The organism is Lysinibacillus sp. TE18511, from assembly GCF_054062295.1.
In genome coordinates this window covers 63,401-79,625 of the sequence record NZ_JBSSFD010000018.1, presented here as the reverse complement: position 1 = coordinate 79,625, position 16,225 = coordinate 63,401, and the positions used below count along the sequence as shown (strand labels likewise).

The following is a 16,225-nucleotide window of genomic DNA, read 5'->3' as shown; positions in this document are numbered from 1 at the left end:
TTTCCGTCGCTCTGATTTTCATCCGTCACTTCAGCCCTTCAATCCGTCGCTCTGGGCTACCTATCCGTCGCTTTAACTCTTCTTTCCGTCGCTCTCGGCTTTCTATCCTTCACTTCGGCTCTTCTTTCCGTCGCTCTGGTTTCTATCCGTCGCTTTAACTCTTCTTTCCGTCGCTCTTGGCTTTCTATCCTTCACTTCGACTCTTCTTTCCGTCGCTCTGATTTTCATCCGTCACTTCAGCCCTTCAATCCGTCGCTCTGGGCTACCTATCCGTCGCTTTAACTCTTCTTTCCGTCACTCTTGGCTTTCTATCCTTCACTTCGACTCTTCTTTCCGTCGCTCTGATTTTCATCCGTCACTTCAGCCCTTCAATCCGTCGCTTTAACTCTTCTTTCCGTCGCTCTCGGCTTTCTATCCTTCACTTCGGCTCTTCTTTCCGTCGCTCTGATTTTCATCCGTCACTTCAGCCCTTCAATCCGTCGCTTTAACTCTTCTTTCCGTCGTTCTGGCTTTTCTATCCGTCACTTTAACTCTTCTATCCGTCGCCTTGGCCCTATCCGTCGCTCTAGCACTTTTATTCGTCGCCATGGCTTTTCTATCCGTCGTTCTAGCTTTTCTATCCGTCACTTTAACTCTTCTTTCCGTCGCTCTTGGCTTTCTTTCCGTCGCTTTTGTTCCAACAAAAAAACCATTGCCATCACTTCATAAGTAATGGCAATAGCTTTTCAATTTCTATTCAAGATCTAGACTGTTTCAGATTCCTTTGAATGTACACGTCTCATAAAATCATTCACATCAGCCGGTACTTTTCGATCTAATAACGACACGATAATAACCGATAAGAAGCCAGCTGGTACTGTCACAATGCCAGGAATTTTAAATTGCAAAAAGCTTGGCAACGTTCCAGGTAAAAATATCATCCACATAGAGACCCCAAGTCCAATAAGTAAGCCCGCTATTGCTCCTTTTTCTGTCATTCCTCTCCACCAAATACCTAAAATAAATATTGGTGTAAATGTACTCGCCGCAACAGTAAAGGCAAGAGCCACTAAATGTCCGATGGATGCATCCTTAACAAGTAAGCCCAATGCTCCATATAAAATACCTAATATCACAATTGCTACTTTCCCTGCAACCACTCGTTGTTTTTCTGTAATATCCTTTTTCATAACACTTGCATATAAATCATGAGCCAATGCCCCTGAGCTTGTGATAAATAATCCTGATAAATTTGAGAATATGGCCGCAAATGCCCCCGCGATGACAAGCCCAAGAAGCCATTTGCCTCCTAGTGCAAGTGCTGTTGTAGGAATAACCATATTGTTCCCGCCAAGTACTAAATCTCGCATTACTTCCTCACTTGCAGTACCCGAGATAAAAATAGAACGCCCTACAACACCTAAATATACAGCTAATAGGAAAAACGCACTTGCAATCCCAATCGCCATAAGCGCTGATTTACGAGCTGCCTTTGCACTTGGATTTGTATAAAATCTTAGTAATATATGTGGTAAACCAATCGTACCTAATGCTAAACCTATTGTCATACTAATAGTTTGCCAAAATGTTGGAAAATAAAAGCCTGTCCCTGTCCAAGCAGCACCATCAAAATTAATATCCTTTCCATCTAAAGCATATGGTGAAGTCCCTGTAATAGGACCGCTAAATGAATTAATGGCAGCTAAAATCTTATCATAATGTAAACCACTATACATCGCTGCGATCAACATAACAACAAACGCACCAAGGCGAATCCAAAGCTCTAAAGCTTGGTTGATTGTTGTTCCTTTCATACCGCCTATTCCTACATAGAAAATCATTACAATACATGTAAAGACGATACCAAATTCATAAGAGGTACCAAAAAACATACTTAAAATTTGTGCTGCTCCTAATAATTGTGGCGCCGCATAAAAACCAGAAATCGCTAAAACTACAGCTACTGCTACTAGTCGAGCTCGTTTGCTATGAAAACGATAAGCTAAAAAATCAGCAACGGTAAATGCACCAAAACGTCTTAATGGACCTGCCACAAAAATTGCTAACAATGTTAATCCAATGGAGAAGCAAAATGCATAATAAGCACCATCATATCCTAATTGGAAAGTCAAACCAGCTATCCCAAGGAAAGTCGCTGCACTTAAATAATCTCCTCCAATTGCCGAACCATTTGTAAACCATCCAAAACTTCTTCCCCCTACAAAGAAGTCAGATGCCGTTGCATTTCTTTTCGTTAAATACGTAATATATACAATTGTTCCCATTAAAGCAATGGTCATTAACATCTTCGGTTCTAATAGAGCTTTCATCATTTAACAAATCCCCCCTAAGCTAAAGCTACTTACTTAAGTATTTCGTATTTCTTTAGGCGTTTTTCGTACAATGCTGTATGCACATAGGCAATAATAAAAGCCATTGCCATCATTACGACTGTTGTCACAAACCAGGTAACCGTTATACCACCCCAAATTTTCTTAAAAGCAAGTTCTGGAGCAAACCAGTTCATCACTGGAATACTAAAAATTAAAATGAAATAAAATACCGTTAAGCCAAAACCTGTCGTAAACTCATCTTTCATAATTTGGTTAGTAGTTGCATCTAGTGGTGGAAGATCCTTCACATCTACTGTTCCAGCTTCCACGTATTCATAATCATGACTCCCTACTTCTGCCATACTTCAACTCCCCCTTTCTATCTAGGTAAATAATTATCTGAAATTTCAAATTACTATTTACTACAATTATTTTATTCTATTTAACCCATAATTTAGTTACAAAATATTGCTGTATTAGTACAAAAAAATGCTATTTTAGGTTAAAATATTTTTATTATTTTTCATTTACAACGAAAGGGAGTTGTTAGCATTTTAAATATTGTTTGGTATATTGAAAATTCAAATGAAAAACAACAAATGGGCTACTGGTTAAAAGAATTTCTACCTCATACTTTTATGAACTGCGAAGAATTTAAAACAGAAGATGTCGCTCTCATTTTCTATGAAATCAATCGCTTATTTGACTGGGTAAAGATAAATCGGTTAAAAAGAAATTATCCTAACAGTATAATTGTCCCTATTGTTGCAGAACACCTTACTTACTCAACTGGTATAGCAATTGAACTAAATTTGCCCGCACTTCTCATAAAACCATTACAGAAAGTAAAATTTCTGCGAATTGTTAAAAAGCTTTATACGTCCTATAAAGAAAAACAGGCAAGTACTATTACAATGCTTGAGCTATCACAGCAAATTTCACAAGACCATACTTCTCCTTTCCGAGAAGCCTTTTTAAAACGACTTATACGGGGAGAAGTTGAAAATGAGCAGGAAATTATCCAGTCTGCCTCTTTTTTATCAAAAAATTGCATCCCAAATATCGTGTTTTTAATTCAGGGCTATATAGATGTGAATGAAAATCGACCTATCCTTTATGATGCGAGCAGTGTTATAGCAAATGTGTTTCGTCAAAACTTTGCTAACAAAGCACCTCTATCCTTTTTAAATTTTGAACGTTATTTATTGTTGCTTATGCGCCTTCCAAATGAATACACATCATTTAAGCATTGGTCTGAGGGGGTAACTTGTTTACTTGAGGTTATTGAAGTGTTAAAAAAAGATTATGGCATCCATCTTTTTATGGGGATTGGCGGTGTTTTTCAGGACGCCATGCAAGTTAAGGAATCTTATAGTCAAGCGCGAAAGGCACGGAGAAAACCACCTGTCCATAATATTCATATACGATTTTATGAAGATTTAACAAAGCAAGAATCGCTTCAAAAGGCTATCCACTATATCGAAGAACACTATGATGAACAAATAACGATTAGTGATGTTGCCAAATATATTAACTTTAGTTCTACGCATTTTAGTAGATTGTTTAAAAAAGAGACTGGTCGTAACTTTGTGGACTATGTAGCTTTTACACGGATCATCAAGACGCTACCCTATTTACGAAAATACGATTACACCATTGAAAAAATTTCATCCATCTGCGGTTTTAACACACCTAATTATTTCAGCATCACGTTTAAGAAATATGTTGGCATATCTCCAACTGACTACCGCAATACGCAAGAAATATTATTTAAATAGTTCATATCACATCGTTGCGTAACTAAACCTATAAAAAGAATCTGCTAGACCTCCATAAAAGTAAACAACGCAAGCCCCCCTTCATCAAGGAGACTTGCGTTTTTATTACATAGCATGCAAATTCTTGTTCTTAGTTTGCATTACTGTTTGTTTTTATCAATTATGCCTCAGCATAATTGCGTCCGGAATCGGCTGAAAGACCTTAAACGTAATATTTTTCTACAACTTCTGCACAACGTGTACACACTGTTGGATGCGCTTCATTTGAACCAACTGTTTCAGAAATTGACCAGCAACGCTCACATTTTTCGCCTGTTGCTTTCTCTACAACAATCGATGCATGTTCTAGAGCTAATGCATTTGCAGGTGCAGCTTCTATTGGTGCTACTTCAAATGCGGAGACGATTGAAAGTTGCGCAAAGTCAATGTTTGCATCTTTCAATAAAGCTGCCACATCTTCTTTTGCATAAACTGTCACTTTTGCTTCAAGTGATTTACCTATTGTTTTTGCATTACGAGCTTCCTCTAATGCTTTTAAAAGGTCATCACGAACATCAATGATTTTCACCCATTTTGCACGTAGACTTTCGAAGTTTTCATGTTCATTAACCTCTGGGAAGTCTGTTAATTGTACAGATACCTCTTCGACAACACCTTGAGCATGTAAATAAGACCACATCTCATCAGCTGTATGAGGGATAATTGGTGACATCACTTTTACTAACGTCATTAATGTGTCATAAATAACTGTTTGCATTGCACGGCGATCTTTGTTGTCATTGCCTTCAATGTATACAACGTCTTTTGCAATATCTAAATAGAATGAAGATAATTCTACCGCAACAAAGTTATTCACTGCATGGTAAACAGCTGCGAAATCATAGCGATCGTAAGCTGCACGTACAGTTTTTAACACATCTTGTAGACGCATATAAACGTATTGATCCATTTCACGAAGGTCTGCATATGCTACTCGATCTTTCGCTACATCGAAATCAGCTACATTGCCGTGTAAGAAACGGAATGTGTTACGGATTTTTCGATAAACCTCAGATACTTGCTTCAACATATCCATCGAGATACGAACATCGGCCGTATAATCAACAGAAGCAACCCATAAACGAAGAATATCTGCTCCGTATTGATCCATAACCTTTTTCGGGATAATGACATTTCCTAAAGATTTACTCATCTTACGACCTTCACCATCTAGAACGAAACCATGTGTTAATAGTCCCTTATATGGTGCATAGCCATTAATAGCCACTGACGTAATTAATGATGAGTTAAACCATCCACGGTGTTGGTCAGAGCCCTCTAAATATAAATCAGCTGGATATTTCATACCACGTTCTACTAATACACCTTGGTGTGAAGAACCTGAGTCGAACCAAACGTCCATAATATCATTTTCTTTTGTAAATTCGCCGTTCGGGCTACCTGGATGTGTGAAGCCTTCAGGTAATAATTCTTTAGCAGTTTTTTGGAACCAAATATTTGACCCGTGTTGACGGAATAATGCTGAGATATGGGCAATTGTTTCTGGTGTAATAATTGGCTCACCATTTTCAGCATAGAAAATCGGAATTGGAACACCCCATGCACGCTGACGTGAAATTACCCAGTCTCCACGGTCACGAATCATATTATAAAGGCGTGTTTCACCCCAAGCAGGTGTAAATGCTGTTGATTTCACAGCTTCTAGTAACTCATCACGGAATGCATCAATTGACGCAAACCACTGTGGTGTTGCACGATAAATAACTGGTTTTTTCGTACGCCAGTCATGCGGGTAAGAGTGTGTAAAGAAGTTAAGTTTTTCTAATGCGCCTACTTCTTTTAATTTTTCTGTGACCATTTTATTTGCATCATTGTAGAATACACCTTCAAAACCAGGTGCCTCATCTGTATAGCAGCCACTATTATCAACAGGACTAAGAATTGGTAGACCATATTGCTTACTAATATGATAGTCATCTTCCCCGTGTCCTGGTGCTGTATGAACACAGCCAGTACCCGCTTCAGCAGTTACGTGCTCTCCAACCATCACAAGCGATTCACGGTCATAGAATGGGTGCTGTGCAACAACTCGATCTAGTACCTCACCTTTTACTTCCTGAACAACTTCATATGCATCCCACTCAAGTTCGTTAGCAACTGTTTCTAATAACTCTTTAGCAATGATGAATTTTTTATCTGCAACTGCTACAACAACATAGATAAATTCAGGGTTTACAGAAATCCCTAAGTTCGCTGGAATTGTCCAAGGTGTTGTTGTCCAGATAATAAATTTAGCATCTGCTGGTACAACATCTTTAGCATCTTTAATTGCAAAGCTTACATAAATAGACGCCGATTTAATATCTTGGTATTCAATCTCTGCTTCTGCAAGTGCAGATTCAGATGATGGAGACCAGTAAACTGGTTTTAAACCTTTATAAATATAGCCTTTTTCAGCCATCTTACCGAATACTTCAATTTGACGTGCCTCAAATTCAGGCTTTAATGTGATATATGGATTTTCCCAATCACCACGAACACCTAAACGGCGGAATTGTATACGTTGGTTGTCGATTTGCTCGTAAGCATACTCTTCACATAATTGACGGAATTCAGCAACAGACATTTCTTTGCGCTTTACACCTTTGTTCGTTAGAGCCTGCTCAATTGGTAAACCGTGTGTATCCCAACCTGGAATATAGTTTACATGGTAACCAGTCATAGAGCGATGACGTGTAATCATGTCTTTCAATACTTTATTCAAAGCGTGACCGATATGGATATCACCATTCGCATATGGAGGGCCATCGTGTAACACATATTCAGTGCGTCCTTCAGTGCGCTCCATCTGTAATTTGTTAATGTCCATTTCATCCCATTTTTCTTGCATCTTCGGTTCATTCGCCGGTAAGTTTCCACGCATTGGGAAATCTGTTTTTGGCATTAATAAGGTATCTTTATACTCAACCATTTTTCAATTCCTCCTTTAATTTTACAAACAAAGAACAAATACACTTAAGCGCTCATTACATACAACAGTTATTAGCAAAGTCAACGAATTTTAACAATAGGCGTATAAGTTCAAACTTAGGATTCAAAGCATTTATCCATTTCACCACTTATAGAAATGGAAGACTCCCACCATTTGAACATAAAAAAGCCTCTCAATCCCTCAAAGGGACGAGAAGCTTATACTCGCGGTACCACCCTAATTGTAGCACAAATTGTACTACCACTCTAAGCACGTTAACGTCGTGCATCACGAAATAACTTACTTCATTCAGTTATTTGGCTCAGAAGTGATGTTCATTGTTATTTGCTTGTTTGGGCTCACACTATCCCCAAATCGCTTAACTACGCCTAACAAATACTGTCTTCGTCTCTGCCTGTATGCATATCTGTTCAAAATAATTACTATTACAATAGTATATGAAAATCAAACAATCACGTCAAGTTTCACTTATTGCATTTAAACTTGATCGGCCTCCTGAGCTTCTTCAACAGATACTTGAATTTCTGTAAGATCAATATCATATTGTAATAAGTGATCCCAGTCATCTGCATTTAGTAAATCAAGCTGTGCCTCTACAAGCATTTTAAAACGATTACGGAATACTTTTGATTGCTTTTTCAGCTCATCGATTTCAATTGTCACTTTACGAGCTTTCGTTAAAGCCTCATTGATAATACGATCAGCATTTTTTTCTGCTTCTTTGACAATCAGTTTAGCTTCTTTTTGAGAATTTCTTCGTACTTCATCTGCTGCCTCTTGCGCGACAACAATTGATTTTTGTAAGGTTTCCTCTAAAGAGTTAAAATGTCTAGCTTGTTCTAAGGACATTTCTAATTGTCTGTCTACTTCTTTTTTTTCACGTAGCAAAATTTCATAGTCTTTAATAATTTGATCTAAAAATTCATTTACTTCATCTTCAGCATAACCTCTAAAGGTTTTAGTAAACTCCTTATTATGTATATCAATAGGTGATAATGGCATACGATCCTTCTCTCCTTTACATGTACATTCGTATTTTCTATTATACAATTGTTCCAACAACTTAGCAGTAAAAATTAATGAAATTAACTTGGTTTTTAGCTTTTTTGGGTCAATCGACCGACTTGTAAACGAATCTTATCTTTTTTTGTACGGCCTTCAGTCATCATAATTTTTACTCGACCGCTTCCGCGTACAGATAAAATATCCCCTTCTTGCAATTCAAAAGCAACTGTATCCCGTTCAGTCCAATTAACACGTACCTTTTTCGTTGTAATTAACGATTGTGCCTTTTGACGGGAAATTTTTAAAACCGTTGAGATAATAACATCTAAACGCATGGAAGAAACAGTATGAGACTCTTCTAGCCACTCTTCCTCATTTTGTAGCAGAGGCTCCATCTCTTTAATCGATTCTACATGTACCTTTACTTTGCCGATGCCTGTTAAATGTAAACGTACATATTCTGCTACCTCATTCGCTACTACAAATTGTACTTGGTGTTCATTTACACGAATATCACCGAATTTGCCACGATTCAGTCCTAATGATAATAATGCCCCTAGAACATCTGGATGTCGTAGTTGTACAAATTTCACAGGATATTGAACTGAAAATACTGTAAGCTGAAAATCTTCCTCCACAGGCTCATAATAAGTAGGATAAATAAGCATACGTTGTCTTTCTGCTTCATCAAAGAGCCCAGCACTTACTGTTTTCAATGTGTCTTCTTGGCCAATAATCGATGTAACAATAAAACGTTGTCGAGGATCTAAAAAATCAGTAAGCTTTGGAGCATATCGATCCTCCACCTCATGTTGCCAACTCACAACCTGTTCAATAAAAGGCTGTTCATCTTTCCTAAAATGCTGAATTAAATGCTCCATGTTTACTCCACCTCTATTATCTCTCTTTTACTAGTTTAATTTCATTGGTATTTTAAGGATCTATTTCAGATGTATTGTTTAACCATTCTTATCTACACTAATTAATTAGTAGGCTCTGATTTCCGCTACGGGCTACTCGCTTTCCTGCGGGCGAGCGTCGAGCCGCTTCCTCCGCTAAAGGAACGAAGGCTAAGTGCGTCACGTCCTGTGACAATGCCTTCGTGACCAACATCGCGTTGGCCTCAGGGTCTCGTCTGTCTCGCTTTCCCGCGGGAGTCGAGTAGCCCTACGCTACAATCAGTTAGAATGGGCATATATTAGCAAAATATCAACCAAAAAATCCTTTTATCAGTCAATAAAAAAACTATATTTTCCTAATCAACACGCTTAGTTTTATATTTAAAAATAGGAGCAGCTACAACCTCCACTCCAATCAACCTATATACACAGCATACGTATTAACAAATGTCATCCCAACAATACTTTTTAATCAAGAACAGATTTTAGTATTGATCCTCAATTTCAGTTGGATTTGCTTTAGTCAAAACACCGTTCCCTACTCACGCTTATGAATTCTAGGGAATCATCACTAAATTGTTAGCAACTATTTTTGTTAAATATCGTATTCCCCATAAATAAAAAATCCCCACCGTTCGTGAGGATTTCTTTTAGATGAACATTTCATATATTTTTTCAATAACAATAAAAAGTCCGTTTTGAATAAAATTAAGCATAAAAATTGCCACAATTGGCGAGATATCAATCATACCAATTGGAGGGATAAATTTCCTGAAAATCCCCAAGTAAGGCTCGCATACTTTTTTAAGGAAACGACCTATTGCTGAATCTTGGGCAGCAGGTACCCAAGACAGTAAAACATATCCAACTAACATATAAGAATATATCTTAAATGCTAATGATGCATAACCTAGAATTACCCATAAAGTCATATAAACTACAATCCTCGCTATTAATTATCGTCTAAAATAAAATTCGAAATTTCTCCAGATACTTCTACATTATCAGGTGTGCATAGGAAAATGTCTTTTCCAATCCTTTGAATATCACCGCCAAGTGCATAAACTGTGCCACTTAAAAAATCAATAATTCGTACACCTTGCTCTCGCTCAATACGTTGCAAATTGAGGATTGTTGCACGTTTATTTTTTAAATGTTCAGCAATATCCTGTGCTTCTGCATAAACTCTAGGTTCAACTAATACAACTTTTGCACCTTTAGAATTCATAGCTGCCTGTAAACTTACAATGTTGTTTGTAGTATTTGTACTTTGCGGAAAAATTTCCTGAACAGGTGCCTTTCGCTCCTTAATAACTTTTTTTGGCTTCACTGATTGAATTTGTTGCTGTTGTTGTACGGGTTGTTGCTGTTGAACAGGAGCTTGCGTGATTTCTTCTTCTATTTCTTCCTCAAGATAAAAGAAATTTTTAATTTTATTTTTCATGCTCATCCTCTTCCCCTCTTTCATTTCCAACAAGAGCCGTTCCAACTCGAACAAATGTAGCCCCTTCCTCTACCGCCATTTCAAAGTCATTAGACATGCCCATTGATAACTCGGTACAAGGCGCGTGTACGAATCCTTGCTCGGCTATTTGCTGTTGACATTGTTTTAATTCCTTAAAAACAGAGCGAATAACTGTATCCTCATCTGTATTTGGTGCCATTGTCATTAGACCAACAACTTGAATTTTTGTAAAACTCTTTAATGATTCAACAAAAGGCAGAATTTCCTCGATTGCTAAACCATGTTTTGACTCTTCGCCTGATACATTAACTTGTACAAAACATTTGACAGGTTTGTCTGCTCTTTTTTCAATTTCTTCTGCTAAACTCAAACGATCTAATGAATGCAAATAATCAATGCTGTTAATGACTTGTTTTACCTTACGTGTTTGTAAAGACCCAATATAATGCCAATGTACATCAGCTTGAATCGCCTCAATTTTACGATTTAAGCCTTCAGGACGGTTTTCTCCTAAATGAATCAGTCCTGCATCAATTGCTTCTTGTGTTCTTTCTACTGAAACCTCTTTTGTCACTGCAATAATTTGGACTTTGTTTTCTTCTCGATTAGCACGTTTTTTTGCTGCTTGTATAAGATCATTAATTTTATTCAAATTTGTTATGATTTTTGTCACTGTTTTTCCCAACTTTACAACAATAGTTTCTTTTATTGTAACAAGCAATGCTTGAATTATCAATGAATAGCCTGACCTAAGTGAAATTACATTTTAACCATTTGCAGCTTAAAAACAGCTTTGGTTTTAATAAGCGTAAAAACTGTGCACTTTAGGATAATGCTTTTACTAAAATGACATCCTTGCCAACTACAAGTACATCTTTCATATACACTTTCCTCACAGATTCTTCTCCACGAAAAAAACCCAGATATTTGCGAGGCTCTGCAATCATAAATGCCGTTACATAGCCTGTTTCTTTGGATACCTCTGCATCAACCACAAATCCTAAAAAGCGTCCATTGCCTGCTTCAATAACTTCCTTTTGTTGTAACATCGAGAAACGCATATTTTCCCTCCTAAATCAATTACTCTCAACATCGTTTTACCTCAACAAACTATGTTCTCTCTTTATATTTATGTGTTTATTGTTGTTTAAATGAAAATAAAATGATCAAGGAATCTTTCTTTGGCAAAACGAATGGGTGATTTCCGTTCCAGGCTACTCGCTTTCCCACGGGAGTCGAGTAGCCTTCCACTCCAATCAACAATAGCGTAAAACTTTTATAATCATTTCAAAAGTGGACGCTATGAAAACGCACCTTAATCGAACAGAATAGACTTTTATCAGTGACGTGATTGTACATCTGTTATTACAGTCCCTACACTTTTGCACAGACAAAACCCTTATGCAAATGTTTCGTTTTATCACTTAAATTTGAGCATCGTATCAGAGGATGCCCGCTATATAAATTGGGTTGATTGGAGTGGAGACTGGGCGACTCCTTGGGGATTAGCGATAGAGGAACGAAGGCTAAGAGCATCACGTCCTGTGATAACGCCTTCGTGACCTACATCGTGTAGGCCCAAGCAGCTCATCGGACGCCCCCAGGAAGCTTTGCTCTGTGCGAAAGCGTAGTGCTTAACGTAGCGTCAGCAACAAATGATTTCTGTAGCGAAAGCAAAGCGACAGCTACAAATGTTTTCTGTAGCGAAAGCAAAGCGACAGCTACAAAGCGCCCAGTCGGAACGGAAATCAATCCTCGTTTTGCTGAAAAGCCAAATACTTAATCTTATATGATATTTTTATTTCATTGACATAAATAAAATGCGCACCGAGGAATTCGGATGCGCATTGTTTTTTTACTTATAATCTTTCTGCATTGTTTCAATTGCATTTTTTTCTAGACGTGAAATTTGCGCTTGAGATATTCCCAATTCTTTTGCAATTTCAGTTTGTGTCTCACCGTAATAAAAACGCTTTGCAACAATCATTTGTTGACGATCATCTAACTTTTGTAAACTTTCCTTTACCGACACGTAGGCAACCCATTGATCTTCTGATACATCATCATCACGTAATTGGTCCATCATATAAACAGCGTCTCCACCGTCAGAATAAATGGGCTCTTGTAATGAAACTGGATCTTGAATGGCATCTAAAGCAAATAATACATCTTCCTTTTTCATGTCAATCATTTCAGCAATTTCTTCAATTGTTGGTTCTCGTAAATTATCGGTTATCCATTGCTCTTTTGCCTGCATCGCCTTATACGCAATATCTCTAAGAGAACGAGAAACACGTAATGCATGATGATCACGCAGATGGCGACGAATTTCACCAATGATCATTGGTACGGCATATGTTGAAAATCGCACATTATGTTTCAAATCAAAATGATCAATGGCTTTCATGAGGCCAATACAGCCTACCTGAAATAAATCATCTGCCTGTTCACCCCTGTAGGCAAATCTACCGACAATACTAAGCACTAACCTTAAATTGCACATTACAAGCTCTTCTCTAATCTCTGTTTCTCCAGCTTGTAAACGAATGAATAGTTCCTTCATTTCCTCGTGCTTTAAAATTGGCAAAGTCGATGTATCTAAGCCGCAAAGATCTACTTTAGTTCGCATATTCGATTCCTCCGGATGTTATTCTCTGACTAAACCGTGACATCAGTTTGTCCGAGAGAAACGAGAATATGCACAAAAGCTAAGACCAATTTTAGGTAGGTTAAATTTCCCTACTTAAGATATCGGTTGATTCAAGTTTTCACGTAAATCTTGAATAATTTTCTTCTCTAATCGGGAAATATATGATTGCGAAATACCTAAATGATCAGCTACTTCTTTCTGAGTCATTTCAATTTTTCCATTTAGTCCGAAACGACATTCCATAATATATCTTTCACGCGCCCCTAGTAAATTAATGGCATGAAACATATGCTGACGTTCAATTTTTTTCTCTACATTATCTAAAATAATATGTTCTTCCGTTCCTAAAATATCAGACAATAACAATTCATTTCCATCAGCATCGGAGTTTAATGGTTCATCTAATGAAACTTCACCCTTCATGCGACTTGTTTTACGTAAATGCATCAAAATTTCATTTTCAATACAACGTGATGCATATGTGGCAAGCTTAATATTTTTATCTGTATTGAACGTTTCAATCGCCTTAATTAAACCGATCGAACCAATACTTATTAAATCCTCAATCGGCGTACCTGTATTATCAAAACGTCTAGCAATATAAACAACAAGACGCAAATTACGTTCAATTAGTGTATCTCTAGCTCGTAAATCACCATTCATAAAGGATGCAATGACTGTAACTTCTTCTTCTCGACTTAGTGGCACTGGCAATGAATCATTTCCCCCTATATAGTACGTTTCACGACTCCGAAACTTACTCCAAAATTTTTTCAAGCTAGCAAGTAGCCTAAGAAGCAATAGTTCTCCCCCTCTATGAGTTATTTGAAAGCGCTGAAAAATGTAAAATTGCTGCTGTGCTATGTGGAAAATTTTTAGCTTTTTTTGTTAATACGATATATTCATTCGTTTTCACTTGTGAGTGCTCCCCTTTGATATGCCACTCTTCAAAGCGAAAACCTAATACAACCGATTGCTGTTGTACTGTATTAACATGAATAAATCGAATGTAACGCTGATAATCTTCTGAAAACATGGATACATTATACGGATCAGTTTCTTGCCATTCTAATAATGATTTGCAAAATGCTGCAGGTAAATGTGGTTTTAAAGCTGCATAAGAGACAAAGTGAACAGGTTTCCCTGATAATGGCTCGATAGCTTGATTACCTGTATCTAGAAATGCAGAAAGTGGTATCTTTACATTAAAAATTTTTAACGTCGTATCAAACACAAACTGACCACTTAACCGCTCTAGCTTTACAAATCCCCATTGCTTATAAAAAGCAATAAGATTACCAACAGCTAATAGTAGGCAAATAATTATAAAATGGACGGCAGAAAGATTTTTTAAATATGGTTGTAACGCCGTTAACAATCCACCAATAACGATTGTTGCTGTTAAAACAATTGGTCCTTGCTTTTGAAAGCTTCGAATCTTGAAACGAAAAGCTATCCCAATTAGTATGAAAAAGCTCAGCAGCGTCGTTAACAGCATTTGACCACCTATTACAGCTACAAAACTACTACAAATTGAACTCATTAATAATCTCGTATTCTTTACAAAAACCCCTGTTACCTTTGCCGTAAACTTGAGTATCGCTAGGTTAAAAAGCGTATTAATGAGCACCAGCCATTCTCCATACATAACAGCCGCCTCCTATATACAAAGTTAGCATGTTACACCCACAAATATTGTCAAACAATCGCATCATTTCCTTAAAATGTTTTGACAAAATACATCCTTTCCTTACACAATCTGAACAATCAATTAATTTCTCGTAATTAGTAGCGCTGTCGCCTGTTAACGTTTCTCTAGGCAAACGATCAATCAACAGTGGTATTCAATTTTACTTTCGCCACAATAACATTTGCCGAATAAGATAAAATTTTTACTTTGGAAATATAAAAAACTCGTATTTTACATATGTAAAATACGAGTTTTTTAGAAGTCAGATGCTTTCATTTATTAGCGATTTCTACGATTACGTAAAAATGCTGGTACCTCAAGCATGTCATCCTGCGCATAATTTTGTTGATTTTGACGTGGTTGCTCTTGCTGTGCATGCACATCTTGTCGTGGCTCACGCACCGGAGCTTGCTGTTGCTGTACAGCTTGTCTATTTGTATTGATCGTCGGACGTGTAGTATTACGTTGTTGCTGTAAAGCTTCCTCCGAGAAACCTGTCGCAATAACTGTGACAATAATTTCATCTTTTAGATTTTCGTTAATAACAGAACCGAAAATCATATTTACTTCTTCATCTGATGCTGAAGCTACGATGTCTGCAGCTTCTTGCACTTCAAATAAGCTAAGATTCGAGCCACCTGTAATATTCATAAGAACACCTTTAGCGCCATCAATTGAGGATTCAAGTAAAGGACTTGAAATAGCTTTCTTAGCTGCTTCTGCAGCACGATTTTCACCTGTAGCAATACCAATCCCCATTAACGCTGAACCTTTGTTAGACATAATTGTTTTTACGTCTGCAAAGTCTAAGTTAATAAGACCTGGCGTTGCAATTAAATCTGAAATACCTTGTACACCTTGACGTAAAACATTATCTGCTTCACGGAATGCCTCTAGCATTGGCGTTGATTTATCAACGATCTGTAATAGCTTGTCGTTCGGAATGACGATTAGCGTATCAACAGACTCTTTCATACCACCAATTCCACCGATAGCCTGTGTTTGTCGTTTGCGACCTTCAAACGTAAATGGACGCGTTACAACACCGACTGTAAGAGCTCCTAAATCACGAGCAATTTGTGCAATGACTGGCGCGGCCCCAGTACCAGTTCCTCCGCCCATTCCAGCTGTAACGAATACCATGTCTGCACCACGTAGAACCTCTTCTAATTGTTCACGGCTCTCTTCTGCAGCTTTTTTCCCTACCTCTGGATTTGCACCTGCACCTAACCCACGTGTTAATTTTGTACCAATTTGTAGCTTTATTTCTGCTTTCGATAAATTTAGCGCTTGTGCATCTGTGTTAACTGCGATAAAGTCAACACCTTGTACACCATGTTCTATCATTCTATTGACAGCGTTGTTACCGCCGCCACCAACACCAATGACTTTTATTACTGCAAGTTGATCAACACTTGTATCAAATTCTAACAT

At 37.5% G+C, this 16,225-nt stretch carries 17 protein-coding genes and 1 other annotated feature; of the genes, 3 read left to right on the top strand and 14 right to left on the bottom strand.

The window, feature by feature from the left end; genetic code table 11:
- The first annotated feature begins 586 nt into the window (after positions 1-586).
- A complete protein-coding gene (locus ACVWXS_RS14420) occupies positions 587-712 on the top strand; it encodes a hypothetical protein (RefSeq protein WP_456958710.1) in 126 nt (41 codons plus the stop codon).
- Between the two features lie 31 nt (positions 713-743).
- Here the strand turns inward: ACVWXS_RS14420 and ACVWXS_RS14415 are convergent, their stop codons facing one another.
- Positions 744-2,312 (bottom strand): sodium/solute symporter, encoded by a 1,569-nt coding sequence (locus ACVWXS_RS14415; RefSeq protein ID WP_456958709.1) that lies wholly within the window; start codon positions 2,310-2,312, stop codon positions 744-746.
- Between the two features lie 29 nt (positions 2,313-2,341).
- A complete protein-coding gene (locus ACVWXS_RS14410; RefSeq protein WP_223552563.1) occupies positions 2,342-2,674 on the bottom strand; it encodes a hypothetical protein in 333 nt (110 codons plus the stop codon).
- 237 nt (positions 2,675-2,911) lie between these two features.
- Here ACVWXS_RS14410 and ACVWXS_RS14405 point away from each other — a divergent pair, with 237 nt between their 5' ends.
- Positions 2,912-4,090, top strand: coding sequence for an AraC family transcriptional regulator (locus ACVWXS_RS14405; RefSeq protein WP_456958708.1), 1,179 nt, complete (start codon positions 2,912-2,914; stop codon positions 4,088-4,090).
- 202 nt (positions 4,091-4,292) lie between these two features.
- Here the strand turns inward: ACVWXS_RS14405 and ileS are convergent, their stop codons facing one another.
- From ileS to ACVWXS_RS14365, 8 genes are all read right to left on the bottom strand, one after another.
- Positions 4,293-7,061 carry an isoleucine--tRNA ligase gene (ileS, locus tag ACVWXS_RS14400; RefSeq protein WP_456958707.1) on the bottom strand — a complete coding sequence of 923 codons (2,769 nt, stop codon included), beginning with the start codon at positions 7,059-7,061 and terminating at the stop codon, positions 4,293-4,295.
- 202 nt (positions 7,062-7,263) lie between these two features.
- Positions 7,264-7,482: a binding site (T-box leader), on the bottom strand.
- A 77-nt stretch (positions 7,483-7,559) separates the two neighbouring features.
- The gene (locus ACVWXS_RS14395; protein WP_368635531.1) at positions 7,560-8,084 is read right to left on the bottom strand and encodes a DivIVA domain-containing protein; all 525 of its coding nucleotides are present in this window, start codon (positions 8,082-8,084) and stop codon (positions 7,560-7,562) included.
- 95 nt (positions 8,085-8,179) lie between these two features.
- On the bottom strand, positions 8,180-8,968 hold the full coding sequence (locus tag ACVWXS_RS14390) for a YlmH family RNA-binding protein (RefSeq protein WP_423472133.1): 789 nt from the start codon (positions 8,966-8,968) through the stop codon (positions 8,180-8,182).
- A 97-nt stretch (positions 8,969-9,065) separates the two neighbouring features.
- The gene (locus tag ACVWXS_RS14385; protein ID WP_456958706.1) at positions 9,066-9,200 is read right to left on the bottom strand and encodes a hypothetical protein; all 135 of its coding nucleotides are present in this window, start codon (positions 9,198-9,200) and stop codon (positions 9,066-9,068) included.
- Positions 9,201-9,636: 436 nt separating this feature from the next.
- The gene (locus ACVWXS_RS14380) at positions 9,637-9,918 is read right to left on the bottom strand and encodes a YggT family protein (RefSeq protein ID WP_374963578.1); all 282 of its coding nucleotides are present in this window, start codon (positions 9,916-9,918) and stop codon (positions 9,637-9,639) included.
- A gap of 20 nt (positions 9,919-9,938) precedes the next feature.
- A complete protein-coding gene (locus tag ACVWXS_RS14375; protein ID WP_068983241.1) occupies positions 9,939-10,436 on the bottom strand; it encodes a cell division protein SepF in 498 nt (165 codons plus the stop codon).
- Complete coding sequence (locus tag ACVWXS_RS14370) at positions 10,420-11,124, bottom strand: YggS family pyridoxal phosphate-dependent enzyme (protein ID WP_456958705.1); 705 nt, start codon at positions 11,122-11,124, stop codon at positions 10,420-10,422. The genes ACVWXS_RS14375 and ACVWXS_RS14370 overlap by 17 nt, the downstream gene beginning before the upstream one ends.
- Before the next feature lie 151 nt (positions 11,125-11,275).
- Positions 11,276-11,512 (bottom strand): PRC-barrel domain-containing protein, encoded by a 237-nt coding sequence (locus tag ACVWXS_RS14365; RefSeq protein WP_049668351.1) that lies wholly within the window; start codon positions 11,510-11,512, stop codon positions 11,276-11,278.
- Positions 11,513-12,081: 569 nt separating this feature from the next.
- Between ACVWXS_RS14365 and ACVWXS_RS14360 the strand changes: the two genes are divergently transcribed.
- Positions 12,082-12,234 (top strand): hypothetical protein, encoded by a 153-nt coding sequence (locus ACVWXS_RS14360; RefSeq protein ID WP_456958703.1) that lies wholly within the window; start codon positions 12,082-12,084, stop codon positions 12,232-12,234.
- 72 nt (positions 12,235-12,306) lie between these two features.
- On the opposite strand, the gene sigG is transcribed toward ACVWXS_RS14360, so the two are convergent.
- The 4 genes from sigG to ftsZ all read right to left on the bottom strand — a co-directional run bounded on the left by sigG (position 12,307) and on the right by ftsZ (position 16,225).
- A complete protein-coding gene (gene sigG, locus ACVWXS_RS14355) occupies positions 12,307-13,080 on the bottom strand; it encodes an RNA polymerase sporulation sigma factor SigG (protein ID WP_049668350.1) in 774 nt (257 codons plus the stop codon).
- 114 nt (positions 13,081-13,194) lie between these two features.
- Positions 13,195-13,902, bottom strand: a complete 708-nt coding sequence (sigE, locus tag ACVWXS_RS14350) for an RNA polymerase sporulation sigma factor SigE (protein ID WP_049668349.1) — start codon at positions 13,900-13,902, stop codon at positions 13,195-13,197.
- Between the two features lie 13 nt (positions 13,903-13,915).
- Entirely contained in the window at positions 13,916-14,749 is an 834-nt protein-coding gene (locus ACVWXS_RS14345) for a sigma-E processing peptidase SpoIIGA (protein ID WP_427496815.1), read from the bottom strand.
- 321 nt (positions 14,750-15,070) lie between these two features.
- Positions 15,071-16,225 carry a cell division protein FtsZ gene (ftsZ, locus tag ACVWXS_RS14340; RefSeq protein ID WP_368635537.1) on the bottom strand — a complete coding sequence of 385 codons (1,155 nt, stop codon included), beginning with the start codon at positions 16,223-16,225 and terminating at the stop codon, positions 15,071-15,073.